Below are 22951 nucleotides of genomic sequence, written 5' to 3'. Positions count from 1 at the left end.
CGACCCGTCAAGGAGAAGGTCGCGGGTTCGCAGGAGTAGCGTTGCCTCGTGACCTCTGACGCACGTGCGGACTCGACCGCGCACAGCCCGTGGCCTGCGCTCTGGGCGCTGGTGATCGGCTTCTTCATGATCCTCGTCGACACGACGATCGTGTCGGTCGCGAACCCGGCGATCAAGGCCGCGCTCGACCCCGACACGAACAATCTCGACAACGTCGTGTGGGTCACGAGCGCCTACCTGCTCGCCTATGCGGTGCCGCTGCTGATCACGGGCCGCCTCGGCGACCGCTTCGGGCCGAAGAACATCTACCTGGTCGGGCTCGCGATCTTCACCCTCGCCTCCCTGTGGTGCGGGCTGTCGACCTCTCTCGAAGGGCTGATCGCCGCTCGTGCTGCGCAGGGCATCGGCGCGGCATGCATGACCCCGCAGACCATGGCCGTGATCACCCGCACCTTCCCGCCGACCCGTCGTGGCGCGGCGATGGGACTGTGGGGTGCGACGGCGGGCGTCGCCACCCTCGTGGGACCGCTGCTCGGAGGCATCCTCGTCGACGGCCTCGGCTGGGAGTGGATCTTCTTCGTCAACCTGCCCGTCGGCGTCGTCGCGTTCGTCATGGCCTGGGTCCTCGTGCCGAAGCTCGAAACGCACCCGCACCGCTTCGACGTGCTCGGCGTGGTCCTCAGCGCCGTCGCGCTCTTCCTCATCGTGTTCGGCCTGCAGGAGGGTGAAGCTCACAACTGGGGCGTCATCTGGGGACCTATCACGGTGTGGGGCATGATCGGCGTCGGCATCCTGCTGCTGGCCCTGTTCATCTGGCAGCAGGCCCGGACGCGCAGTGAGCCGCTCGTGCCGCTCGTGCTCTTCCGCGACCGCAACTTCGCCGGTGCGACCGTCGGTGTCGCCGCGGTCGGGTTCGCGGTGACGAGCATGTCGCTGCCGATGATGTTCTTCCTCCAGCTCGGGCGGGGGCTCACTCCGACGCAGTCGGCGATGCTGCTGATCCCGATGGCCGTGCTGTCGGGTGTTCTTGCGCCGCTCGCCGGTCAGCTCCTCGACCGCGTCGATCCGCGCTTCATCCTGATTCCGGGGCTGTTTGCGAACGGCATCGCGCTGCTCTGGTACGCGGCGCTCATGACGCCGGAGACGCCGATCTGGATGTTCCTCCTGCCGTCGGCGCTGATGGGCGTCGGCAACGCGGGCATGTGGGGTCCGCTCGCCACGACGGCGACCCGCAACCTCCCTCCGGCCATGGCCGGCGCAGGCTCGGGCATCTACAACACGATGCGCACGATGGGGTCGGTCATCGGCTCCGCAGCCATCGCGGCGTTCATGCAGGCGCGACTGGAGGCGAACCTTCCCGGGCTTTCCGAGGCATCCGGCTCCGTCGGCTCGGGCGGTGCCCTGCCACCGGAGATCGTCGGCGGCTTCTCGGCAGGAATGGCGCAGACGATTCTGCTGCCCGCCGCGGTGCTCGTGATCGCCATCGTCGCCGCGCTCTTCGTCGGCCGCTACGACTCTAGACAGCGCTCGGACGCGTCGATAGGCTGACGCGTCACCAGGTGTCCTCCGCTGCAGAGTCGCATCGGCTGCGGCACTTGGTGTCAGGAGCAGCAATGACCACCACTCCGATCCACCTCGGCCGACCCGACGGCAAGGGGCTGGCAGCAGGAACGCTGGGGCTGTGGGGCTCGACCGTCATCGGTCTCGCCTCGACGGCGCCCGTGTACTCGCTCGTTGCAACGCTCGGCTGGGTCGTGCTCGCCGTCGGCGCCCAGGCGCCGATCGCGTTCATCATCGCGTTCGTTCCGATGCTGTTCATCGCGTTCGCCTACCGGGAGCTCAATAGAGAGATCCCCGACTGCGGTACGACGTTCACCTGGGGCACGAAGGCGTTCGGACCCTGGGTCGGATGGATGGGCGGATGGGGCGTCGCGGTCGCGGGTATGGTCGTGCTCGCCAACCTCGCCCAGATTGCCAGCATCTACTTCTGGGCGCTCTTCGGCCTCTCTCTGGAGAACAACGACTGGCGCATCATCCTCATGGCCGTCGTGTTCATCGCGGCGATGACCTGGGTGAGCTGGCGGGGCGTCGAGATCGGCGAGAAGATCCAGAACCTTCTGCTCGGCATCCAGTACGTCGCGCTGGCCGTCTTCGTCATCGCGGCGCTCTGGCAGTTCTTCGCGGGCAGCGCCCCGAACCCCACGCCGTTCGAGTGGGAGTGGCTCAACCCGTTCGCGTTCGAGTCCTGGTCCGGATTCACGCAGGCGGTCCTGCTCGCCCTCTTCATCTACTGGGGCTGGGACACCTGCCTCGCACTCAACGAGGAGACGAAGGATCCCAAGCGCATCCCCGGCACGGCAGCGCTGCTCACCTGCGTGCTGCTGCTCGTCACCTACGTCGGCGTCACGGTCGCGGCGATGATGTACGCAGGCCTCGGTGAAGACGGCGTGGGTCTCGGCAACGAGGCGAACGCCGATGACTTCTTCCTCGCGATCCGCGACGGCCTCCTCGGCCCGTTCGGATGGGTTCTCGTGGTCGCAGTTCTCATCTCTGCGGTGTCGTCGACACAGACGACGATCCTTCCGACGGCGCGCGGAACCCTCGCCATGGGCGTCTACCGCGCGCTGCCCGCGAAGTTCAAAGAGGTGCACCCGCGCTACAAGACCCCGTCGTTCTCGACGCTCGTCATGGGAGTCGTCGCCTCGCTGTACTACATCGGGATGACGCTGATCAGCGACAACATCCTGCAGGACTCGATCCTCTCGCTGGGCCTCGCGATCGCGTTCTACTATGCGATCACCGGCTACGCGTGCGTCTGGTATTTCCGTCGTGAGCTGTTCACCTCGGGCAAGGCGTTCGTCACGAAGGGGCTGCTGCCGCTGCTGGGTGCGCTCATGCTCACCTACGCCTTCGTGCAGTCGGCGATCGACATGTGGGATCCCGACTATGGATACACGGTGCTCTTCGGCATCGGCGGCACCTTCGTCGTCGGCATCGGGTCGCTGGCTGTCGGTGTCGTGCTCATGGTGATCTGGTACTTCTTCCCGCGGTCGAAGCGCTTCTTCGCCGGTGAGAGCCTCAACCGTGACACGCAGGTCATGGTGCCGGAGGACCCGTCGGAGTTCATCCGGTCGATCGACGGCGGTATCTGAGCATCCGAGGCATCATGAGCATATGAAGCTCCTTGCTCTGGCGCGTCGCTATCCACTGCTCAGCGGAGGGCTGCTGGCGACAGCCGCGGTGATCGTCCTTGAGATCGCGAGGATGTCGGATGCTGCGCGCTGGACCGCGACGATCGCCGTCGGCGCGGTCATCGCGTGGACCGCATGGGGAATGCTGCGCGACATCCTTCGCGGCCACTACGGTCTCGACATTCTCGCGGTCGTCGCGATGGTGGCGACTCTCGCGGTCGGCGAGTACATCGCCGCGCTTGTGATCGTGCTGATGCTCTCCGGCGGGGAGGCACTGGAGGACTACGCGCAGCGACGGGCCGCACGTGATCTCACCGCACTGCTGGACAGGTCGCCGCAGACTGCGCATGTGATGGTCGACGGTCAAGAGACGCAGACACGCGATGTGCCGGTCGACGAGGTGGAACCCGGCACCGTGCTGCTGGTGCGACCGGCCGAGATCGTGCCGGTCGACGGCACGCTGCTCAGCGCCGAGGCGAGCTTCGACGAATCGTCGCTGACGGGTGAGAGCGTGCCCGTGGCGCGTACGACGGGCGATGAGGTGATGTCCGGTGCGGTGAACGGCTCGGCGGCGGTGCGAATCCGCACGGTGCGTCGCAGCGCCGACAGCCAGTACCAGCAGATCGTGGCCCTTGTGCATGAGGCGCAGCAGACGAAAGCACCGGTCGTGCGGCTGGCCGATCGCTTCGCTGTGCCGTTCACGATCGTGTCGATCACGATCGCCGGCATCGCGTGGGCGGTGTCCGGTGACCCGGTCCGTTTCGCGCAGGTGCTCGTGCTCGCGACGCCGTGTCCGCTGCTGATCGCGGCGCCCGTCGCTTTCCTCGGCGGGCTCTCTCGCACCGCGAAGGAAGGGCTCGTGGTCAAGGGCGGTGCGGTGCTCGAGCAGCTCGCGCGCATCCGCTCGGTGGCGTTCGACAAGACGGGAACACTCACACAGGGGCGTCCGGTCCTCGTCGAGGTGCGCCCCGCGGGCGGGGTCGATGCGGATGAGCTGCTGCTCCTCGCCGCATCCGCGGAGCAGTACTCCAGTCACGTGCTCGCCCAGGGCATCCGCCGCGCGGCCGTCGAACGCGGACTGACCCTCGCCCCGGCGGCGCACGCCGAGGAGATTGCGACGAATGGCGTCACCGCGCACATCGACGGCCGTACGGTCGTCGTCGGGAAGCCTGCCTACATCGCCGCGCTCGCTTCCGATGCCACGCGCACCGACCTGCAGGCCGGCCAGCTGGCGGCGTACGTCGCGATCGACGGGCGATACGCGGGAGCGCTCGTGCTCGCGGACGCCGTGCGCCCCGAATCCGCGGACGTCATCACCGCACTCCGCGCCCACGGCGTCGAGCGCATCGCGATCCTCACAGGAGACGCCGACGCCACAGCATCCGCCGTCGCCGTTGAGCTCGGCGTGACCGAGGTCCACGCGGAGCTTCTGCCCGCGGAGAAGGTCGCGCTCGCCGTGGAGATGGCGCCCCGGCCGATGATGATGGTGGGCGACGGCGTCAACGACGCCCCGGTGCTCGCGGCGGCGGACGTCGGCATCGCTATGGGAGCACGCGGATCGACGGCGGCGGGCGAAGCCGCGGATGCCGTCGTGCTGAAGGATTCGCTCGCTCCGGTCGTGGGCGCCGCGGCGATCGGGCGGCACACGCTGCAGGTCGCCTACACGGCGATCTGGATTGGCATCGTACTCAGCGTCGGCCTCATGCTCATCGCGACTACGGGCGTGATCCCGGCCGTCGTCGGTGCGTTCACGCAGGAGCTCGTCGACCTCGCGACGATCCTGTACGCGCTGCGCGCCCTCACCGGGCCGAAGGCGAAGCGGGACGGTGACCGTCAGCCTGCGACGCCGGAGGTGCTGTCTGCACGGTAGTGCGAGCGACGGATCGTGAAGCTCACGATCGCCGCGACCGCGCAGAGTCCTGCCGCCGCGAACCACGCGATCGTGTACTGGCCGGTCTCATCGCGAATGATGCCGGCGCCGATCGCGGCGATCGCCGCGCCCACCTGGTGCGCGGCGAAGACCCAGCCGAACACGAGCGGGCCGCGGTCGCCGAAGAGTTCACGACAGAGGGCGATCGTCGGCGGGACCGTGGCGACCCAGTCGAGCCCGTAGATCACGATGAAGACGACGATGCTCGGGCGCACATCGGCGGCGAGCAGGCTCGGCAGGAACAACAGGCTCACACCGCGGAGGGCGTAGTAGGCGGCGAGCAGGATGCGCGGGTTCACCCGGTCGGTCAGCCAACCTGAGAGCACGGTGCCGACGATGTCGAAGATGCCGACGACAGCGAGCAGCCCGGCGGCGGTGGTCGTGGGCATGCCGTGGTCGTGGGCGCTCGGGATGAAATGGGTGCCGATCAGGCCGTTCGTCGTCGCTCCGCAGATTGCGAAGCCTGCAGCCAGCGCCCAGAATGTGCGCTGTCGGGCGGCGTCGCGCAGGGTCGAGAGTGCCAACCGCGCGGCTGCCCACGGATCGGACCGGCGCCGTTCGGCAGGAGTCGCCGCTGCCGTAGGGAGCAGCGGCTCGGCAGAATCCGGAGCATTTTCTTCGGTGACGTCGCCATAGCGCCGCACCCCCAGATCACTGGGACGGTTGCGCAGGAACAGCAGGACGAGCGGGATGACCGTGAACGCGCCGCCCGCGATGATGAGCGAGGCGGTGCGCCAGCCCAGGTCGTGCGCCGCGGAGGCGATGATCGGCAGGAAGATCAGCTGCCCGGTCGCGCTGCCGGCCGTGAGCACACCCGAGACGAGCCCGCGTCGGGTTGCGAACCAGGTGTCGGTGATGGTCGCAGCGAACACGAGAGCCATAGATCCGGTGCCGACCCCGATCAGCACGCCCCACGTGAGGATGAGCTGACCGGGCGATGCCACGAAGATGCTCAATGCGGAGCCCGCGCCGATCACGACGAGTGCCAGCACGGTGACCAGGCGGATGCCGAAACGCTGCATGAGTGCGGCGGCGAACGGAGCCACAAGCCCGTAGAGCAGCAGGTTGATCGACACTGCGAGCGAGAGGTCGGCGGTCGTCCAGCCGAATTCCTCCTCGAGTGGCACCATGAGCACGCCGGGGGCCGCGCGGAAGCCGGCCGCGCCGATCAACGCGATGAGGGCGACGAACGCGACAGTCCAGGCGGGGTGGATGCGGCGGCGCGCGTGCACGGATTCGGTGGTCATGCGTTGCGTTCGCCGGAGGTCGTCAGGGAAAGCGCGAAGGGCTCATTGCCCATGCTGCGTCGCGCCCAGCGGGTGCTGCCGGCATCAAGTGGGGCAGCGCAGGTCGCGCACCAGTCGACGGATGTCGCGGGCGCCCCACACCGGCCGCATGTCACCGTGAGGCCCCAGGGGTTGTCGGGGTCGGTCGCGTGGGAGAAGCGCGCGTAGGCGTGGAGGATCGGCAAGGTCTCGCGCCCGGCGCTCGTGAGGCGGTAGCCGGCGCGGGCGTTGTGTTCAGCGTCGATGAGGCCCGCTTCGACCATGCCCTTCAACCGTCGTGCGAGTACCGAGTCGGCGGCACCGGTCGCCTCTCGCAGCTCGTCGAAGCGAGTGCGGCCGGAGAACAGCTCGCGCAGGATCAGCAGCACCCACGGATCGGCGAGCACATCGGCGGAGCGCGCGATGGGGCAGGTCGCAGACGACCAGTCAGAGCGGAGCGGCATGCGTTAACTTTCTTAAAGAAAGTCTCTGCTGTCAAGGCTGGGGCGAGGCGTCCGCTCCTTGAGCGGAAAGTGGTTCTACTCGGCGACGCGGGCGGCGACGTCGTGGCGGAAGTGCGAGCCCTCGAGCGAGATGTGCCGGATCGCCTCGTACGCGCGGGCGCGCGCCTCGCGGAAGTCGGGCCCGGTCGCCACGACGCTGAGCACACGGCCACCGGTCGCGATGAGCGCACCGCCCGGAGCATCCGGACCTGCGGTCGCCGCGTGCACGATGCGCACGCCCGGGACCGCGGCCGCTTCGGCCAGCCCCTCGATCTGACGGCCGGTCTGCGGAGCCTCCGGGTAGCCCTCGCTCGCGAGGACGACCGTGATCGCGACATCGTCGCTGAAGACCGGCTCAGGCTGGTCCTCCAGGTTTCCGGATGCCGCGGCGAGCAGCAGCTGCGACAGCGGCGTCTGCAGGCGCGGCAGCACGACCTGGGTCTCGGGGTCGCCGAAGCGGGCGTTGAATTCGATCACGCGCACGCCGGCGGGCGTCAGGATGAGCCCGGCGTAGAGCAGGCCGATGAACGGGGTGCCTTCGGAGTCCATCTGGCGGATGACCGGGAGGGCGACATCGCGTGTCACCTCGGCAACGAAGTCCTCGACGCTGCCGAACTGTTCCGAGAGCCAGGGCAGGGGCGAGTAGGCGCCCATCCCGCCCGTGTTCGGACCGGCGTCACCGTCGAATGCGCGCTTGAAGTCCTGTGCGGGGCTGAGCGCGCGCACCGTGTCGCCGTCGCTCAGGAAGAAGAGGGAGACCTCCGGGCCCGTGAGGAATTCCTCGACGAGCACGGGGCCGTTCGGCAGGTACTGCTCGGCGTGCGCGAGAGCGTCCGCGCGCTCGGACGTGACGATGACACCCTTGCCTGCGGCGAGCCCGTCGGCCTTCACGACGTAGGGCGCCCCGAAGTCCTCGAACGCGGCCTCGACATCGGCCGTCGAGGTGGCCCGCACGGCGCGGCCAGTCGGCACGCCTGCGGCATCCATGATCCGCTTCGCATACGCCTTCGAGCCCTCGAGCTGGGCGGCGGTCTTTCCCGGACCGAACACCGGGATGCCGCGCTCACGCAGCGGGTCGGCGACACCCGCGACCAGCGGAGCCTCCGGACCGACCACGACGAGGTCGACGGCGTTCTCGTTCGCGAATGCGGCGACAGCCTTGCCGTCCAGCATGTCGATCTCGACGAGGGTCGCGTCCTGCGCGATGCCGGCGTTGCCGGGGGCGGCGAAGATCTCATGCGACGCCTCTTCCGCACGCAGCGCAAGGATGATGGCGTGCTCGCGGGCACCGGAACCGAGAACGAGAATCTTCACGTAGCCAGACTACCCAGCGTGGCTCGCGTGTGTCGTGGCGTCAGACCGGCCGCTCGTCCTGTTCATTCCAGGGGATCGTCCATCCGGATGCGTCGAAGATCGCATGCAGCACCATCGCCGTGAAGCCCCACACGACCGTGCCGTCGACCTCGAACGCCGGGGCGCGGAACGTCTGCGCGCCGTAGCGACGCACCGACATGTACCGGTTTGCGGGGTCGAGCAGCTTCGCCACCGGCACACGGAACACTTCGACCGTCTCAGCGTGGTCGACGGCCGCGACACGGGAGGGGGCCGTCCACCAGGCGAGCACAGGCGTCACCCGGTGATTGCTCACCGCGAGCGGCACCTCCGGGAGCATCGCGAGCACTTCGACGCCGTGGGGATCGAGCCCGGTCTCCTCCTCGGCTTCGCGCAGAGCGGTGGCGACAGCATCCGCGTCGGTGTCCTCCGCCCGGCCACCCGGGAACGACACCTGGCCTGCGTGCGACGACAGCGTCGGTGCCCGGCGCTGCAGCAGGACGTCGAGGTCGCGGGCGACGGATGTCTCGCGGGTCGTCGCAGGGATGTCGTCGAGCACGCCGAACAGGACGAGGACGGACGCGGGCTTCGCGCCCTCCGCGTCGAAGAGCGGAGGGAAGGATGTGCTCCACGAGAGCGCACGCGCGGCATCGAGCAGCTCTGCCCGTGCTCCCCGCGGTGTGACGCTCATCGCTTCGAGCCTACGCCGCCGTGGCGGGGGAGGTCTCGGTCACGAGTGCCGCCGCCTCCTGCACGGAATCGACGAGGTGCACGTGCTTCTCCATGGGGCGGCCCTTCGCCAGCGCCTGCAGCAGCGGCCACGCCGGGAGGCGCTCGGTCCAGTACCTCTGCCCGACAAGCACCATCGGCGCGAGCGACGACTCATCGGCGTAGTAGTTCTCGCAGGCATCCTGGAAGATCTCCTGCACCGTGCCGCCCGCCCCGGGGAGGAAGACGATACCCGCCTGACACAGCTCGAGCAGGATCGCCTCGCGCTGCGCGTTGTGGAAGTACTTCGCGATCGCGTTCGCGAAGGCGTTGGGAGGTTCATGGCCGTAGTGCCAGGTCGGGATGCCGAGCGAATCCGATCCGTGGCCGAAGCGCTCCCGCACGGCAAAAGCGGCATCCGCCCACGCGCCGATATCGGGGGTGAAGCTCGGCACGGGTGCGAGCATCGCGATCGCCTCCGCGGCAGCATCCGTCCCCTCGCGGCTCAGCCACGCGCCCAGATTGACCGCCTCCATCGTGCCGGGGCCGCCGCCGGTCGCGACCGTCAACGTCTGGCCGAGCAGGCCACCCAGCGCCACGCCATCCGCATATGCGGGGTCGTCGCGCTGTGCTCCGTGCCCGCCCATGACGCCCACAAGTCGACGCCCCTGCACCCAGGTGTTCAGCGCCTCGCCGATGCTGTGGTCGTGCAGTGCCTGCGCGAGCGTGCCCTCACGGGCGTGGCGGTCCTGCGACCAGGCGTACGTGCGCGCGTCGAGGCTGTGCGCGTAGCCGGCATCGCCGAAGAGCTCCTCGGGTGTGTAAAGGGCCGTGCGGTACGCGTCGACCGGTGCATCCGGCACGGCGGGGAAGACGACCGCCCCGCGTGCCCGCACGGACTCCTCGTCGGCGGGCAGCATCGTGCAGCCGAGGAACAGCGCACCGGCGACGTCGAGCGTCCGCAGGGGCTCGCGCTGCGCCGTCAGATCCAGGGCCCGCACATGCCAGCCCGCCATCGACTCCGCTCCGCGTCGCACCCGGCGCTCCAGGTCGTCGAGAGAGTCGACATCGATCACGCCGCCGCGGGTTCTTCTCATGCCTCGACCCTAGAGGCGAACAACGGCGAGTTTGGCTCCGCAGCATTCGTGCCGATAACGTGAAAGACAGGGCTCCGGCCCCGCAGACCAGTCCGCGGTCGCGTCCTTCTTTCGATTCAGCTGTGCACGAAGAGGCGCGAGCGTACGGTCGATGTTCTCCGTAGCGGATCCGAAATCCGCTGCCCGAGCCGTCAGCACAGTCTTGTCGAAGCGGCCTTGGAATCATCACCCGGGCGTAACCGAAGCGGCTCCCGCTACCCGAAATCACGGTGGGCCGCGGGGGAAACGTGTCCGAAATCGCACTACAAGCGCGCAATCTCTACAAAGTCTTCGGAAAGAACCCGAACCAGGCTGTCCGCCGGCTCAAGGCCGGCCAGAGCCGTTCCGAAGTCGCAGACGCCGGAACGGCGGCGGTGATCGATGCGAGCTTCACCGTCAACCGCGGTGAGATCTTCGTCATCATGGGCCTCTCAGGTTCCGGCAAGTCCACCATCATCCGCATGCTCAACGGCCTGTTGACGCCCACCGACGGCGATGTCGTCGTGCAGGGCCACAGCGTGACGGCCGCGTCAGCGGCCGAGTTGCGCGGCATCCGTCGTCAATCTGTGTCGATGGTCTTCCAGCACTTCGCCCTGCTGCCGCACCGCACCGTGCTGGACAACGCCGCGTACGCGCTGGAGATCCAGGGCGTCGCGAAAGCCACGCGCCTTGCGCAGGCGCGCGAGATTCTCGAGAGAGTGGGACTGGGCGACCGGGCGGATGCCTACCCCGACGAGCTCTCCGGCGGCATGCGTCAGCGTGTCGGCCTCGCCCGTGCGTTGACCGCCGGCACCGACATCCTTCTCATGGATGAGGCCTTCTCCGCCCTCGATCCACTCATCCGCCGTGAGATGCAGGAGCAGCTGATCGAGCTGCAGCAGGAGCTCGGCCGCACCATCATCTTCATCACACACGACCTCAACGAGGCCATGTTCCTCGGTGACCGCATCGCCGTCATGCGCGATGGGCGCATCGTGCAGCAGGGCACTCCTGAGGAGATCCTCACCGACCCCGCGAATGACTACGTCGCGCAGTTCGTGCAGGACGTCGACCGCACGCGAGTGCTCACCGCGAGCGCCGTCATGGAGCCGCCGCACCTCACGACGCCCGTGAGCGCCGGAGTCCGCGGCGCCCTGCGCACACTGCGCGAGCAGCAGGCCAGCGCCGTGTTCGCCGTCGAGAACCGGCGCCTCGTCGGCGTCGTCACCGACCGCGCTGTGATTCGCGCGGTCAAGGCGGGGCAGACCGATCTGCGTTCGGTCGTGGATGCGTCGGTGCTGACGGTCGGCCCCGACGATCTGCTCACCGACATCGTCGAGCGCGCCGTCGAGACGCCCGTCCCGCTGGCCGTGGTCGATGAGAACCGCCGACTCATCGGCGTGATCCCCCGTGTGACGCTGCTCGCTGCGCTCGGCAACGTCTCTCCGACGACGCGCGAGATGCCGATCATTCAGACGCCGATCGAGATGGTGGCCCAGTTCACCCCGCTCGTGGATGCGGCGAGCGAAGGGAGCCTCGCATGATCGACGGATTCCGCATTCCGCTCGGTGACTGGGCGAAGGCCTTCATCGGCTGGGTGACCGACACGCTCGGCCTCTTCTTCGACGTCATCGCGACGATCTTCACCGGCTTCTACGACGGAGTCGCCTGGGTGCTCACGACGCCGCCGTTCTGGGTGATCATCCTCGTGATCGTCGCCCTGTCGTTCTGGGCCAAGGGGTGGAAGCTCGCCCTCGGTGCCGCGATCGGCCTCGTCGTGATCGTCGGCGTCGACCAGTGGGAGAAGGCGATGCAGACGCTCGCGCTCACCTTGGTGGCGGCGTTCATCGCGATCCTCATCGCGATTCCCGTGGGCATCTGGGCGTCGAGGTCGGCGCGCGTGTCAGCCGTCGTCCGACCGGTGCTCGACTTCCTGCAGACGATGCCCGCCTTCGTCTACCTGATTCCCGCGATCTTCCTGTTCAGCGTCGGCGTCGTGCCCGGAATCGTGGCGACGATCCTCTTCGCCGTCGCACCGGGAGTGCGTCTGACCGAGCTCGGCATTCGCGGCGTCGACGCGGAGGTCGTCGAGGCGGGGCACGCCTTCGGCGCCACTCCCGGTCGTATTCTGCGGCAGATCCAGCTGCCCTTGGCGATGCCGTCGATCATGGCCGGCGTCAACCAGGTGATCATGCTCTCGCTGTCGATGGTCGTCATCGCGAGCATGGTCGGCGCGCCGGGTCTCGGCAAGGACATCATCCAGGCGCTCAGCCGCATCGACATCGGACTCGGATTCGAAGCGGGACTCTCGGTCGTGATCATCGCGATGATCCTCGACCGTGTCACCGGCGGTTTCGGCCGAGCGCGCAAGCGCCCCGCGCGGCCGGCCGCGAAGACTCCAACGTCGAAGGCCGCGCCTGTCGAGGCATCCGCCCCCGTCGCCGCCTGAGTCGCCCCCCCACTCATCAAGACCGAGGTGCGCGTGCGCACCGACGGCTCGCGGTAGACCGCGGGCATCCCCAACACCTGCGACACAGCACGCAGGAGGAAAGGAAACACCATGAAGAAGCACCTCATCAGCGCACTCGCGCTGGGAGCAGCAGCCGCGCTCGCCCTGACCGGCTGCGCGAGCGGCACCACCGCGCCGGGGGAGTCCGGAGGCGAGGCGTCCAAGGACATCACGATCGGCGTCTTCAACGGCTGGCCCGAAGGCGAAGCGGCCTCATACCTGTGGAAGATCGCCCTCGAAGACAAGGGCTACAACGTCACCCTCGAGTACGCCGACGCGGGCCCTGTCTTCGCCGGTCTCGCCAAGGGCGACTACGACCTCGCACTGGATGGCTGGCTGCCGACGACCCACGCGTCGTACTTCGAGCAGTACGGCGACGACATCGTCGACCTCGGCGCATGGAACGAAGACGCCAAGCTCACGATCGCGGTCAACGCGGACGCACCCGTCGACTCGCTCGCAGATCTCGCCGCCAACGCCGAGGCGTTCGACAACCGCCTCATCGGCATCGAGCCCGGTGCCGGCCTCACCGAGGCGACGCAGAACAATGTGATCCCCACCTACAAGCTCGATGGCATGGACTACATCACGTCGTCCACGCCCGCGATGCTCGCAGAGCTCAGCAAGGCGCTGGACAGCGGCAAGAACATCGCCGTGACGCTCTGGCGTCCCCACTGGGCCTATGACGCCTTCGACATCAAGGACCTGGCCGACCCGGAGGGCACCCTGGGCGCTGCCGAGTCGATCCACACGGTGACGCGCACCGGGTTCGCCGATGACTTCGCCGAGGTCAACGGCTGGCTGAAGGACTTCACGCTCAGCTCGGATCTGCTGTTCTCGCTCGAGAACGTCATGTACAACACCGACGAGACCGTCACGGACTACACCGAGATCGTGCGGAAGTGGATGGACGAGAACAAGGACTACGTCGACAGCCTCACGGCGTCGTAGGTCTGGTGGCGCGCGGCAGGATGCCGTGCCCGCGAGGGGGTCGTGGCTGCGTGCCGCGACCCCCTCGTTCAAATCTGTGGCAGCACGCGGATGCCACCCCGCGACCGCACGCGCCTAGGCTGAAGCCGTGGCGAAGAAGATCGATACCGCGCTCGGGCGCGCAGCGCTGACGGCGACGCAGGATGCGCTCGCCGCCGGGGGGAAGCCGCAACGCAGCGAGTACGGCACCGCGGTTCGCTACCTGCTGCAGCTGCTGGATGAGAAGGCGCCGGGCAACAGCGTCGAGGTGCGGGTTCCGCCGTTCGGCGCCGTGCAGGTCGTACAGGGGCCGAAGCACACGCGCGGCACCCCGCCGAACGTGATCGAGATGGATGCTGCCACGTGGATCGCCGTCGCCACGGGCGGCGAGAGCTGGGATGACGCCGCCGCGTCCGGTCGGGTGCAGGCCTCCGGCATCCGCGCGCATCTCGCCGACCTTCTGCCGTTGCGCCCGTAGGCGCCGTCTCTGTGCGCGGGCATAGGCAGGGGTGGGACAATGGAGCCATGTCTGCTGAGCGCCCCACATCCCGCGACGAGATCGTCGAAGCGCGTGTCCGTCGCGTGCCGCGCTACGGCGTGCTGATGGCCATCGGCGGTGTGCTGGGTGTCCTGGTTGCGGCGATCATCGCGCTGTCCGGCAGCCAGGCGCCGTCGGAGGTGCTCAACGTCGTCTACCCGCCGACCCAGGTGTTCGGTTTCGTCCTCCTGTGGACGGCCCCGATCGGCATCGCTCTCGGCGGCCTCGTCGGCGTGATTCTCGAGCGCCTCGCGCGTCGTCACGACCGCATCGTGCGCGTCGACCACGAGACGATCGTCACCGCACCCGACGAGGACTGAGCGAGAGCGGATGCCACGCAGCATCCGCCGTCGCGTGCCTCACGCGAGCTGGCTGATGACCGGCCGGATCGCCTGATCGAAGGCGACGACATCGCGTCGCATGCCATCGGTGACGGCGACGCTGAGAGAGCCGATCCACCAGAGGCCGCGCTGCGTGAACGGCAGGACGTGCACGTTGAGTTCGAACGAATGCGCCCGGCGACCCACCTCGCGCTCGAACTCGGCGATCGCTGAGGCATAGGCGCGGTAGGCGTTGCTCTCATGCCCGACCGTGCGCGTGTAGCGGGCTTGCGTCTCGCGGGCGTAGCGCAACGCGGAGGCGGCGTGCGGGACAATCGCGGCGCGCAGCTCCTCGGCACCGGTCGCGGGCAGGGCGACGAGAGTGTCGAAGCCGTCGACGAGCTCCAGCGGTCCGGGGGCGGGATGCGCGCGCGGCTCGACCGTCATCTCCCAGAGCGCACGCCATTGCTGCTCCAGTGTGACCGTGGTCTCCGGGGCGTCAGGTGAGCGGACGGGCAGATCGCGCAGCGCCGGCAGGTCGAGCGGCTCGCGGATGCCCAGTTTCTGGCGCAGGGCGAGCGCCAGAAGCACCGGAACGCCGGCGTCTTCGCGTACGAGCCACTGCGGCTTCTCGCCCATGTGCCCCATCGTAGGAGGCGGGCGCTGCTGGGGCGAGGGGTGGATGCTCCGGGTGTCGTACTTGCGTCATGTTCGGCGGCGCCGGCATGCGCGGTTTGCTCGCGGGGTTAGGTAAGGCTTACCGTATAAGAGTTCCCCACAGGTCGCCCCGAAGCGACGTCGCAGAGAGGTCCTCCATGTCGCTTTCGCCGGCTCCACGCCATCGCGCCCGTCCTCACGTCCTCACCGCGATCGCCCTCAGCATCGGTGCGCTCGCCGCGGGTAGTGCCGCCGTCCCGGCATCGGCTGCGACCGATGAGAGCGTCTGCGCCGTCACGGATGGCACTCTGAGCTGGGGCGTCAAGGAGTCGTTCCGCTCGTACATCTCGGGCACGATCGCCAAGGGTGCGTGGGAAGCGGCGGAGGGCGCGAGCTATACGACCCCTGAGTTCACCTGGAGCGGTGCCCACGGTTCGCTCGACGCGACCGGATCCGGCGAGATCGCCTTCGACGGCGTCGTCACCTTCACGGGCCACAACGGCCTGCTGCGCACGACCTTCGCGAATCCCACCCTGGTGCTGAGCGAGGGGCAGCAGCCCCAACTGAAGGTCGACATCAGCGGGGTCTCGATGGAGGACGCGCTCGCCGGAGCCACGGATGCCGTGCAGACCCATCCGCAGATTCCGATGGTCGCCCTCGATCTCGACGCCGGAACCCTTCCCCTGACCGGGAGCGGTCAGGTCGTCGCATCCGCCGTCGCCGCCACGATCACGCCCGAGGGCTTCGCCGCCTTCGGCAGCTACGAAGCGGGCACCGCGATGGATCCGCTGTCGTTCTCGTTCGTCCTGGAGTGCGCTGAACCTGTCGTCGAGACGCCCGAGCCCGAGGCATCGGCCGTCGCGCTCGCCAGCGAGGAGACGACCGCGGACACCGTGCCCGCGGGCGTCTGGTGGGCGGTCGCCGGGGGAGTCCTCGTTGTCGCCGGAGCCACGGCTTTCTGGGCGGTGCGCCGTCGTCGTGCCGTCGTCTCGGCGGTCCGTGGCGCACACGCTGAGGACGCACCATGAGACGGCGGCTCACCGCGGCGCTCGCCGCGCTGAGCCTGCTCGCGCTCGCCGGGTGCGCGACGGGAGTCTCCGCGCCGCCGACGTCTCTTCCGGACGCGGAAACGCTGCCCGCGCTGTCTGAGCTGATCCCCCTCGACGATCCGCGCTCCTGGGAAGGTCCGTCGACCGCCGTTCTCGATGAGCTGCGCATCCAGCCGATCGCGGATGCCCCTCCAGCTTCCCTGCCCACGTCCGTGACCTCGTACGATATGGCGGGCGAGACCGAGGTCACGATCGAGGACGCATCCCGTGTCATCGCCATCGACCGTGCGGGCTCGCTCGCGGCCACCGTCTGGGCACTCGGCCTCGGTGAACAGCTCGTGGGCCGCGACGCGGCGACGACGTTCCCCGGCCCGCACGAGCTTCCCGTCGTCACGGGCCCGGGCCACACGATCAACAGTGAGGCGATCATCGCGCTGGCGCCGACTCTCGTCCTCACCGACGGCTCCATCGGCCCGCGCGATGTCGTCGAGCAGTTGCGCGATGTGGGGATCACGGTCGTCGCCGTGCAGAACGAGCCCTCCTTCGAGGGGGCGGCCGTGCTCGCACGGGATGTCGCCGCCGTGCTCGGCGTGCCGCAGGTCGGTGACGAGCTCGCGACCCGCATCGCTGCGGACATTCAGTCCGCCGTCGCGGAGATCGCGGAGATCGCCCCGACGGAGCCGAGCGATCGCGTGCGCATGCTGTTCCTCTACGTGCGTGGCTCGGCGGGTGTCTATTACCTCTTCGGAGAGGAATCCGGAGCGGACGCGCTCATCGAGGCGGTCGGCGGCGTGGATGTGGCGGGCGAGCTCGGCTGGGCGGGCATGCGGCCCATGACTGACGAGGCGATGGCAGCCGCAGACCCTGACCTCATCCTCGTGATGACGCACGGGCTCGAATCCGCGGGCGGCGCGCAGGGGCTGATCGAGGAGAAGCCCGCGATCGCGGTGACCGCGGCGGGACGGAAGCAGCGGTTCGTCGATATGGACGACGCGCAGATCCTGTCGTTCGGTCCCCGGTCGGCGGATGTGCTGCGCGCGCTCGCCCGTGCGATCTACGCTCCTGACCTGCGCGTGCGGTCGTGAGCGCCGACGTGACGGTCCGCGCGGCTCCCGATCGAGTCACGCGCGCGGAAGCGACCGCAGTCGGCCGGCCGCGCCGCGCCCGCATCTGGATCGTCGCGCCCGTGCTGTCCGTCGTGCTCCTGATCGGCGTGCTCGTCTCGGCCGGGTCGGGCCAGCTTCCGATCTCCCCCGCAGAGATGGGCACCGCACTCCTGCGAGGGATCGGCATCACGGGCATCGGCGAGCCGATCTCACCGATGGTCGAGTCGACGCTGCGGCAGATCCGCTTCCCGCGGGTGCTCATGTCGCTGCTCGTCGGTGGCGCACTCGCTGTGGCCGGCGTCGTGATGCAGGCGATCTTCGGCAACCCGCTCGCGGAGCCCGGCGTCGTCGGAGTCTCCTCCGGTGCGGCCGTCGGTGCCGCGGTCGCGATCACGCTCGGACTGACCTCGGCAGGCTCGTGGGTCACGGCAGCGCTCGCCTTCGCGGGCGGCTTCGGTGCCACACTGCTCGTCTACGGTGCTGCCCGCGTGCGCGGCCGCACAGAGTCGGTGCGTCTGATCCTCACCGGAATCGCGGTCAACGCCTTCGCGGGAGCGCTGCTGGCCGTGCTCATGTTCGCCGGCAGCGCGGCGTCGCGCGAGCAGATCGTGTTCTGGCAGCTCGGATCCATGAACGGCTCCCGCTGGGGTGAGGTCGCGATCGTGGCGTCCGTCACGGCGATCTCGCTGGTGATCGCACTCCTCGCCGCCCCGCGCTACGACCTCCTCGCGCTCGGAGACCGCACAGCCGCGCACCTGGGCGTGCGTGTCGAGCGGCTGCGCATCCTGTCGATCGTGCTGGTCGCGCTGCTCACGGGAGTCGCTGTGGCCTTCGTCGGCATCATCGCCTTCGTCGGTCTCGTCATCCCACACTTGTTCCGCGGCATCCTGGGGCCGGCGACACGTCCCCTCATGATCGCCTCGTTCCTGGGTGGCGGTGTGCTCTTGGTGTTCGCCGACCTGTTCGCCCGGACGGCAGTGCCCGCGGCTGACCTGCCGATCGGGATCCTCACATCGCTGCTCGGCGGTCCCTTCTTCTACTGGCTCATCCGACGAAATGCAGGGGGCTGGTCGTGACCGTCGCGTACTCCGTGGAAGAGGTGTCTTACCGTCTCGGCGGGTCGCACCTTCTCGCCGACGTGTCGCTGTGCATCGCGTACGGGCGGGTGCTCGCTCTGGTCGGCCCCAATGGGGCGGGCAAGTCGACGCTGCTCGGAGCGCTCTCCGGAGACATCGCGCCTACCGCGGGTCGCGTGCTGCTGGACGGGGAGGACGTCGCGCAACTGCGCGCCCGCGATCTGGCCCGGCGGCGTTCCGTGCTGCTGCAGTCCAACCGTGTCTCCTTCGCGTACACGGTCGCTCAGGTTGTCGAGATGGGGGCGGCGCCGTGGCAGGGTGCCGACCGCGACGACGACGAGATCATCGCGGAGGCGATGCGCCGGGCCGACGTGGGGCACCTGGCGGATCGCGCTTACGGCTCGCTGTCGGGCGGGGAGCAGGCGCGGGTGTCTTTCGCGCGGGTGCTGGTGCAGGACACCCCCGTCGTCATGCTCGACGAGCCGACCGCGGCTCTCGACCTGCGGCACCAAGAGGAGCTTCTGCGCAGTGCCCGTGATCTGGCCGACGAAGGGCGGGCGGTGATCGTCGTCCTGCATGACCTCTCTCTCGCCGCGGCGTTCGCGGATGAGATCGCGATGCTCGAGAGCGGGCGCAGTGTCGCCCATGGCTCTCCGGCGGCGGTCCTGACCCAGGAGCGCATCGAGGCCGTCTACGGGGCGCCCGTGGCCGTGATCACGGATCCGATCAACGGCCACCCTCTGGTGATTCCCCGGCGCTGAGGTGCATGTCGCGCTGTGGTGTCGATGCGGCATCCGGCGCTCAGCGACTTGCCAGGGAAGGGTATCCTCACTAGAGTCGAGATTGACTAAGGATAGGCTTGCCTTACTCTGCGCGAGCCTCGCGAACCACCCGTCATTTCGCACCCGCCGAGCCAGGCCGGCTCGCACATCAGAGGAGAAGACTGTGTCTCACACCCGTACGGCGCCGCGCAGACCGCGCTCGCGCCTGCTGGCGGCGCTGCTCGCCGCAGCGCTGACGATCTCGGGGGCCGCCTTTGGCGCTGCGCCCGCGTACGCAGCTGGAGGGGCGGAGCTGACCGTCACCGAAGCGCCCCGCGACGGCGGCCCCGTCACCATCGAGGGTGCAGGGTTCAACCCCGACCCCACCGCGAACGGCGTCTACGTCGGCATCCGTCAGGTCGGAGCCTCAGCCGACACGATCCTCGCCTGGGTCGCGGTGGGCAACGCTGTGGGCACCATGCCTGGCCTCGGAGCCACGGCGCCGATGAACACCGACGGCTCGTTCTCCGTAGAGCTCCCGGCCCCGGCCTTCGCCGACGGTGTCGAGTACGTCGTGCACACCCGCCAGGCGCACGGTGGCCGTGACGAGACGCAGAAGACCAGCATCCCGCTCGTCTACGCCGCCGCAGAGCCCGAGCCTGCGACGCAGACCTCGACGACCGTCACGGTCTCGCCGGCAGGCACCTCGACCGAGGGCCAGGCGATCTCGATCTCTGCCACCGTGAGCCCCGCCGCCGCAGGAACATTCCGCTTCCTCGATGGCGAGACGTCGCTCGCATTCGGCGTCGACGCGGTCGACGGCGCGGCAACCCTCAGCCTGGAGAACGCCACCGTCGGCGCGCATTCCTTCCGCGCCGAGTTCACCCCGACCGACGCCGCGGCGTTCACCGGATCCGCGTCGAACGCCGTCGCGCACACTGTCTCCGAGGCGACCGGGCCCGTGCGTCCGACGCCGACCGTGACGGTCAGCAAGTCGATCAACATCGATCCCGCCGGTGAGACCGTCACCGTGACGGGCTCCGGCTTCCTGCCGAACGCGCCCGACACCTCAGGCACCCGCCCGCCGCTGGCCGGAAAGTTCACCGGCGCCTACGTCGTCTTCGGCTCCTTCGCCGAGAACTGGAAGCCCTCCGCGAATGCGCCCAGCAGCGCGCGCAAGGTCATCGAGCAGAAGTGGGGCGTGCACGAGGCCGACCTCGCCACGATCGGCGGCGCCGCACGCGGCGGCATCGTGATCGCTGAAGACGGCACCTTCTCGACGACGCTCACGGTGAGCGAGGCCGAGGGGCTGGAGAACGGCCGCTGGGGCATCTACACCTACGGCGGCGGCGGCGCGAAGTACGCGCCGTTCGAGACGTTCACCCCCGTGCTGTTCAAGACCCCGTCGACCATCCCGGCACCGACCCTCACGGTCACCCCGAACGCCGATCTCGACCCGAGTGTCGAGAACGTGCTCACCGTCACCGGGTCCGGCTACATCGGTGATGGCGCGATCAACGGCGCCTACATCCTGTTCGGCGAGAAGTCGGTGTGGGACGGTAGCGGCCCGCTCGTCTCGGCCGGCTGGATCACCCAGGGCTGGGTTCCTGCCTCGCAGATCGTCGACGGCGCGTTCACCACGACCGTCACGATTCCCGCGGGCACGCTGAGCTCCGAGGGCGAGTACAACGTCGCCACATCGGCAGCGCACGCGCTGTCGATCACGAACCGCACGCTCGACGCGTTCGCGCCCGTCACGGTCGCCGCCGCCGTCATCCCCGAGAAGCCCACGCTCGCGCTCAGCGCGCCGACGGTCGTCCAGGGGGGCGAGTTCACGATCACCGGCACCGGGTTCCCGGCTCTCGGCAACGTGGCACTCGTGCTGCACTCCGATCCCGTCGACCTCGGCGCGACCGTCGCATCGGCCGACGGAGCGTTCCGCTTCACTGGGAAGATCCCGGCCACGGTTCCGGCCGGCGAGCACACGATCGTCGCGACCTCGGGTTCGGCCACGGCGAGCTTCCCCGTGACGATCACGGCCGCACCGGCTCCGGAGAAGCCCGCGGCACCCGTGTGCCTCGCGCGCGCCGTCGACGGTGCGAGCTTCGAATGGGGCGTGAAGGCCAGCTTCGTGAGCTACGTCCAGGGTGGCATCGCCAAGGGTGCGGTGTCGGGCGGCTGGGGCAGCGGATCCGGTGCATACAGCACGGAGACCGGCAACGGACGGGTCTCCTTCGGCGGCAGCATGCAGTTCACCGGCCACTCCGGTGCGCTGGACCTGACGCTGTCGAACCCGCGCGTGCGGGTCACGGGCTCGTCGGCGCAGCTCATCCTCGACGTGTCGTCGAAGGGCTTCAACGGCTCGCCGGACGTGAACGCCTCGGGTGTGAACTTCGCGACGCTCTCGCTCTCGGATGCCTCGACCTCGGGATCCGCGATCTCGTGGACGAATGCTCCGGCGACGCTCACGAGCGCCGGCGCGGAGGCCTTCGCAGGCTTCTACGCCGCCGGTGACGCGCTCGACCCGGTGTCGATCCGCTTCCCGCTCGGAGCCGAGGTTCCCTGCGATTCCAGCACGGACGGCCTGGCCACGACCGGTGCAGAGCCGGACTTCGCCGGCCTGGGCATCGGCGCGCTGCTGCTCGTCGCGGGACTGGCGCTGACGGTCATCCGTCGTCGTCGCCTGATCGAGAGCTGACGCACCGACGCACTCGCTGATCACGGGCGGGGCGGTCGATTCTTCGGAGTCGGCTGCCCCGCCTTCGGCGTCTGTCGACGCGCCCGGTCGCGGTAGGATCAAGGAGTGTCGTCTCACACCTATGCCGAAGCCGGAGTCGATACGGCTGCCGGCGACCTGGCCGTCGAACTCATGAAGTCTGCCGTGCGCGCGACGCACGGCCCCGAGGTCTTCGGAGGGGTCGGCGGATTCGCCGGACTCTTCGACGCCAGCGCGCTGCTGGGCTATACGAAGCCCCTGCTCGCATCGAGCACCGACGGCGTCGGCACGAAGGTCGCGATCGCCCAGGCGATCGACAAGCACGACACGATCGGCCACGACCTCGTCGGCATGGTCGTCGACGACATCGTCGTGGTGGGCGCGAAACCGCTCTTCATGACCGACTACATCGCCTGCGGCAAGGTCTTCCCCGAGCGCATCGCCGACATCGTCCGCGGCATCGCTGAGGCGTGCACGCTCACGGGCACGGCGCTCGTCGGCGGCGAGACGGCCGAGCACCCGGGCCTTCTGGGCATCAACGACTACGACGTCGCGGGCGCCGCGACCGGTGTCGTCGAGGCCGAGCGGATGCTGGGTGTTGACCGCGTGCAGGACGGCGATGTGGTCCTCGCACTGGCTTCCAGCGGTCTGCACTCCAACGGCTACTCGCTCGTTCGCCACATCATCGCGAACGCCGGCATCAACTACGCCGACCAGGCTGCCGACCTCGGCACCACCTGGGGTGAAGCCCTGCTGACGCCCACGCGCCTTTATACGACGCCGCTGCTCGGCATCGCGGATGACTTCGGCGATGGCCTGCACGCGCTCAGCCACGTCACGGGTGGGGGAATCGCGGCCAATCTCGCACGTGTGCTCCCGGTCGGCAGCTGGGCCGAGGTCGATCGCTCCACGTGGTCGCCGGCACCGGTCTTCCGTGTGCTGTCGGAGATCTCGGGCAACTCGCTCGAGTCCAGCGAGGGCACCTGGAACCTCGGCATCGGCTTCCTCGCCGTGGTCGCCGCCGACGTGGCATCCGACATCGCCGCCGCCCTCACGGCCGGCGGCATCGACACCTGGCAGGTCGCGACGGTGCACACCACCGCAGAGCGTCCCGCGGGTGAGTTCGAACAGGGCGCCAAGGGCGTCGACGGCGGGGCTGTACGTCTCGTCGGTGCATACCGAGAAGGCGGAGCGAAGTAACCCCCT

General features: G+C 69.0%; 20 protein-coding genes. 14 read left to right on the top strand and 6 right to left on the bottom strand.

Going from position 1 to position 22951, the window contains the following annotated elements; genetic code table 11:
• The first annotated feature begins 48 nt into the window (after window positions 1-48).
• From AC1REM_RS01885 to AC1REM_RS01875, 3 genes are all read left to right on the top strand, one after another.
• Window positions 49-1548: a DHA2 family efflux MFS transporter permease subunit gene (locus tag AC1REM_RS01885; protein ID WP_492513055.1), complete on the top strand. Its 1500-nt coding sequence runs from the start codon at window positions 49-51 to the stop codon at window positions 1546-1548.
• Between the two features lie 65 nt (window positions 1549-1613).
• Window positions 1614-3152, top strand: coding sequence for an APC family permease (locus AC1REM_RS01880; protein WP_492513054.1), 1539 nt, complete (start codon window positions 1614-1616; stop codon window positions 3150-3152).
• A 22-nt stretch (window positions 3153-3174) separates the two neighbouring features.
• The gene (locus AC1REM_RS01875) at window positions 3175-5061 is read left to right on the top strand and encodes a heavy metal translocating P-type ATPase (RefSeq protein WP_492513053.1); all 1887 of its coding nucleotides are present in this window, start codon (window positions 3175-3177) and stop codon (window positions 5059-5061) included.
• On the opposite strand, the gene AC1REM_RS01870 is transcribed toward AC1REM_RS01875, so the two are convergent.
• The 5 genes from AC1REM_RS01870 to AC1REM_RS01850 form a co-directional block, all read right to left on the bottom strand.
• The gene (locus tag AC1REM_RS01870) at window positions 5025-6368 is read right to left on the bottom strand and encodes an MFS transporter (protein WP_492513052.1); all 1344 of its coding nucleotides are present in this window, start codon (window positions 6366-6368) and stop codon (window positions 5025-5027) included. The two genes, AC1REM_RS01875 and AC1REM_RS01870, sit on opposite strands and share 37 nt — an antisense overlap.
• Window positions 6365-6850, bottom strand: a complete 486-nt coding sequence (locus AC1REM_RS01865; RefSeq protein WP_492513051.1) for a winged helix-turn-helix transcriptional regulator — start codon at window positions 6848-6850, stop codon at window positions 6365-6367. The genes AC1REM_RS01870 and AC1REM_RS01865 overlap by 4 nt, the downstream gene beginning before the upstream one ends.
• Window positions 6851-6925: 75 nt before the next feature.
• Complete coding sequence (purD, locus tag AC1REM_RS01860; RefSeq protein WP_492513050.1) at window positions 6926-8203, bottom strand: phosphoribosylamine--glycine ligase; 1278 nt, start codon at window positions 8201-8203, stop codon at window positions 6926-6928.
• Window positions 8204-8243: 40 nt separating this feature from the next.
• Window positions 8244-8912 carry an NUDIX hydrolase gene (locus AC1REM_RS01855; RefSeq protein ID WP_492513049.1) on the bottom strand — a complete coding sequence of 223 codons (669 nt, stop codon included), beginning with the start codon at window positions 8910-8912 and terminating at the stop codon, window positions 8244-8246.
• 10 nt (window positions 8913-8922) lie between these two features.
• On the bottom strand, window positions 8923-10026 hold the full coding sequence (locus AC1REM_RS01850; protein ID WP_492513048.1) for an LOG family protein: 1104 nt from the start codon (window positions 10024-10026) through the stop codon (window positions 8923-8925).
• Between the two features lie 287 nt (window positions 10027-10313).
• On the opposite strand from AC1REM_RS01850, the gene AC1REM_RS01845 reads away from it, so the two are divergent.
• From AC1REM_RS01845 to AC1REM_RS01825, 5 genes are all read left to right on the top strand, one after another.
• Window positions 10314-11588, top strand: a complete 1275-nt coding sequence (locus AC1REM_RS01845; protein WP_492513047.1) for a quaternary amine ABC transporter ATP-binding protein — start codon at window positions 10314-10316, stop codon at window positions 11586-11588.
• The gene (locus AC1REM_RS01840; RefSeq protein ID WP_492513046.1) at window positions 11585-12493 is read left to right on the top strand and encodes an ABC transporter permease; all 909 of its coding nucleotides are present in this window, start codon (window positions 11585-11587) and stop codon (window positions 12491-12493) included. Before AC1REM_RS01845 ends, AC1REM_RS01840 begins: the two co-directional genes overlap by 4 nt.
• Window positions 12494-12604: 111 nt before the next feature.
• Window positions 12605-13504 carry a glycine betaine ABC transporter substrate-binding protein gene (locus tag AC1REM_RS01835; protein WP_492513045.1) on the top strand — a complete coding sequence of 300 codons (900 nt, stop codon included), beginning with the start codon at window positions 12605-12607 and terminating at the stop codon, window positions 13502-13504.
• 127 nt (window positions 13505-13631) lie between these two features.
• A complete protein-coding gene (locus AC1REM_RS01830; RefSeq protein ID WP_492513044.1) occupies window positions 13632-14000 on the top strand; it encodes a sterol carrier family protein in 369 nt (122 codons plus the stop codon).
• Between the two features lie 47 nt (window positions 14001-14047).
• The gene (locus tag AC1REM_RS01825) at window positions 14048-14380 is read left to right on the top strand and encodes a S1 domain-containing protein (RefSeq protein WP_492513043.1); all 333 of its coding nucleotides are present in this window, start codon (window positions 14048-14050) and stop codon (window positions 14378-14380) included.
• Between the two features lie 39 nt (window positions 14381-14419).
• On the opposite strand, the gene AC1REM_RS01820 is transcribed toward AC1REM_RS01825, so the two are convergent.
• Complete coding sequence (locus AC1REM_RS01820; protein WP_492513042.1) at window positions 14420-15019, bottom strand: zinc-binding alcohol dehydrogenase; 600 nt, start codon at window positions 15017-15019, stop codon at window positions 14420-14422.
• 176 nt (window positions 15020-15195) lie between these two features.
• Between AC1REM_RS01820 and AC1REM_RS01815 the strand changes: the two genes are divergently transcribed.
• The 6 genes from AC1REM_RS01815 (at window position 15196) to purM (ending at window position 22945) form a co-directional block, all read left to right on the top strand.
• Window positions 15196-16065 (top strand): HtaA domain-containing protein, encoded by an 870-nt coding sequence (locus AC1REM_RS01815; RefSeq protein WP_492513041.1) that lies wholly within the window; start codon window positions 15196-15198, stop codon window positions 16063-16065.
• Window positions 16062-17171: a heme/hemin ABC transporter substrate-binding protein gene (locus tag AC1REM_RS01810; RefSeq protein ID WP_492513040.1), complete on the top strand. Its 1110-nt coding sequence runs from the start codon at window positions 16062-16064 to the stop codon at window positions 17169-17171. Before AC1REM_RS01815 ends, AC1REM_RS01810 begins: the two co-directional genes overlap by 4 nt.
• The gene (locus AC1REM_RS01805; RefSeq protein ID WP_492513039.1) at window positions 17168-18268 is read left to right on the top strand and encodes a FecCD family ABC transporter permease; all 1101 of its coding nucleotides are present in this window, start codon (window positions 17168-17170) and stop codon (window positions 18266-18268) included. The genes AC1REM_RS01810 and AC1REM_RS01805 overlap by 4 nt, the downstream gene beginning before the upstream one ends.
• On the top strand, window positions 18265-19029 hold the full coding sequence (locus AC1REM_RS01800; RefSeq protein ID WP_492513038.1) for a heme ABC transporter ATP-binding protein: 765 nt from the start codon (window positions 18265-18267) through the stop codon (window positions 19027-19029). Before AC1REM_RS01805 ends, AC1REM_RS01800 begins: the two co-directional genes overlap by 4 nt.
• Window positions 19030-19213: 184 nt before the next feature.
• Window positions 19214-21727 carry an HtaA domain-containing protein gene (locus AC1REM_RS01795; RefSeq protein ID WP_492513037.1) on the top strand — a complete coding sequence of 838 codons (2514 nt, stop codon included), beginning with the start codon at window positions 19214-19216 and terminating at the stop codon, window positions 21725-21727.
• A 105-nt stretch (window positions 21728-21832) separates the two neighbouring features.
• Entirely contained in the window at window positions 21833-22945 is a 1113-nt protein-coding gene (purM, locus tag AC1REM_RS01790; protein WP_492513036.1) for a phosphoribosylformylglycinamidine cyclo-ligase, read from the top strand.
• Window positions 22946-22951 lie beyond the last annotated feature (6 nt).

It is taken from the genome of Microbacterium sp. GW823-FHT02G05, from assembly GCF_058797175.1.
This window is presented reverse-complemented; position numbering and strand designations above follow the sequence as displayed.

What these genes read in the sequence shown, in the direction of transcription:
- AC1REM_RS01880 (WP_492513054.1), top strand. Translation starts at nt 1,614, where the DNA reads ATGACCACCACTCCGATCCACCTCGGCCGACCCGACGGCAAGGGGCTG.
- AC1REM_RS01875 (WP_492513053.1), top strand. Translation starts at nt 3,175, where the DNA reads ATGAAGCTCCTTGCTCTGGCGCGTCGCTATCCACTGCTCAGCGGAGGG.
- AC1REM_RS01870 (WP_492513052.1), bottom strand. Translation starts at nt 6,368, where the DNA reads ATGACCACCGAATCCGTGCACGCGCGCCGCCGCATCCACCCCGCCTGG.
- AC1REM_RS01865 (WP_492513051.1), bottom strand. Translation starts at nt 6,850, where the DNA reads ATGCCGCTCCGCTCTGACTGGTCGTCTGCGACCTGCCCCATCGCGCGC.
- AC1REM_RS01855 (WP_492513049.1), bottom strand. Translation starts at nt 8,912, where the DNA reads ATGAGCGTCACACCGCGGGGAGCACGGGCAGAGCTGCTCGATGCCGCG.
- AC1REM_RS01850 (WP_492513048.1), bottom strand. Translation starts at nt 10,026, where the DNA reads ATGAGAAGAACCCGCGGCGGCGTGATCGATGTCGACTCTCTCGACGAC.
- AC1REM_RS01840 (WP_492513046.1), top strand. Translation starts at nt 11,585, where the DNA reads ATGATCGACGGATTCCGCATTCCGCTCGGTGACTGGGCGAAGGCCTTC.
- AC1REM_RS01835 (WP_492513045.1), top strand. Translation starts at nt 12,605, where the DNA reads ATGAAGAAGCACCTCATCAGCGCACTCGCGCTGGGAGCAGCAGCCGCG.
- AC1REM_RS01825 (WP_492513043.1), top strand. Translation starts at nt 14,048, where the DNA reads ATGTCTGCTGAGCGCCCCACATCCCGCGACGAGATCGTCGAAGCGCGT.
- AC1REM_RS01820 (WP_492513042.1), bottom strand. Translation starts at nt 15,019, where the DNA reads ATGGGCGAGAAGCCGCAGTGGCTCGTACGCGAAGACGCCGGCGTTCCG.
- AC1REM_RS01815 (WP_492513041.1), top strand. Translation starts at nt 15,196, where the DNA reads ATGTCGCTTTCGCCGGCTCCACGCCATCGCGCCCGTCCTCACGTCCTC.
- AC1REM_RS01810 (WP_492513040.1), top strand. Translation starts at nt 16,062, where the DNA reads ATGAGACGGCGGCTCACCGCGGCGCTCGCCGCGCTGAGCCTGCTCGCG.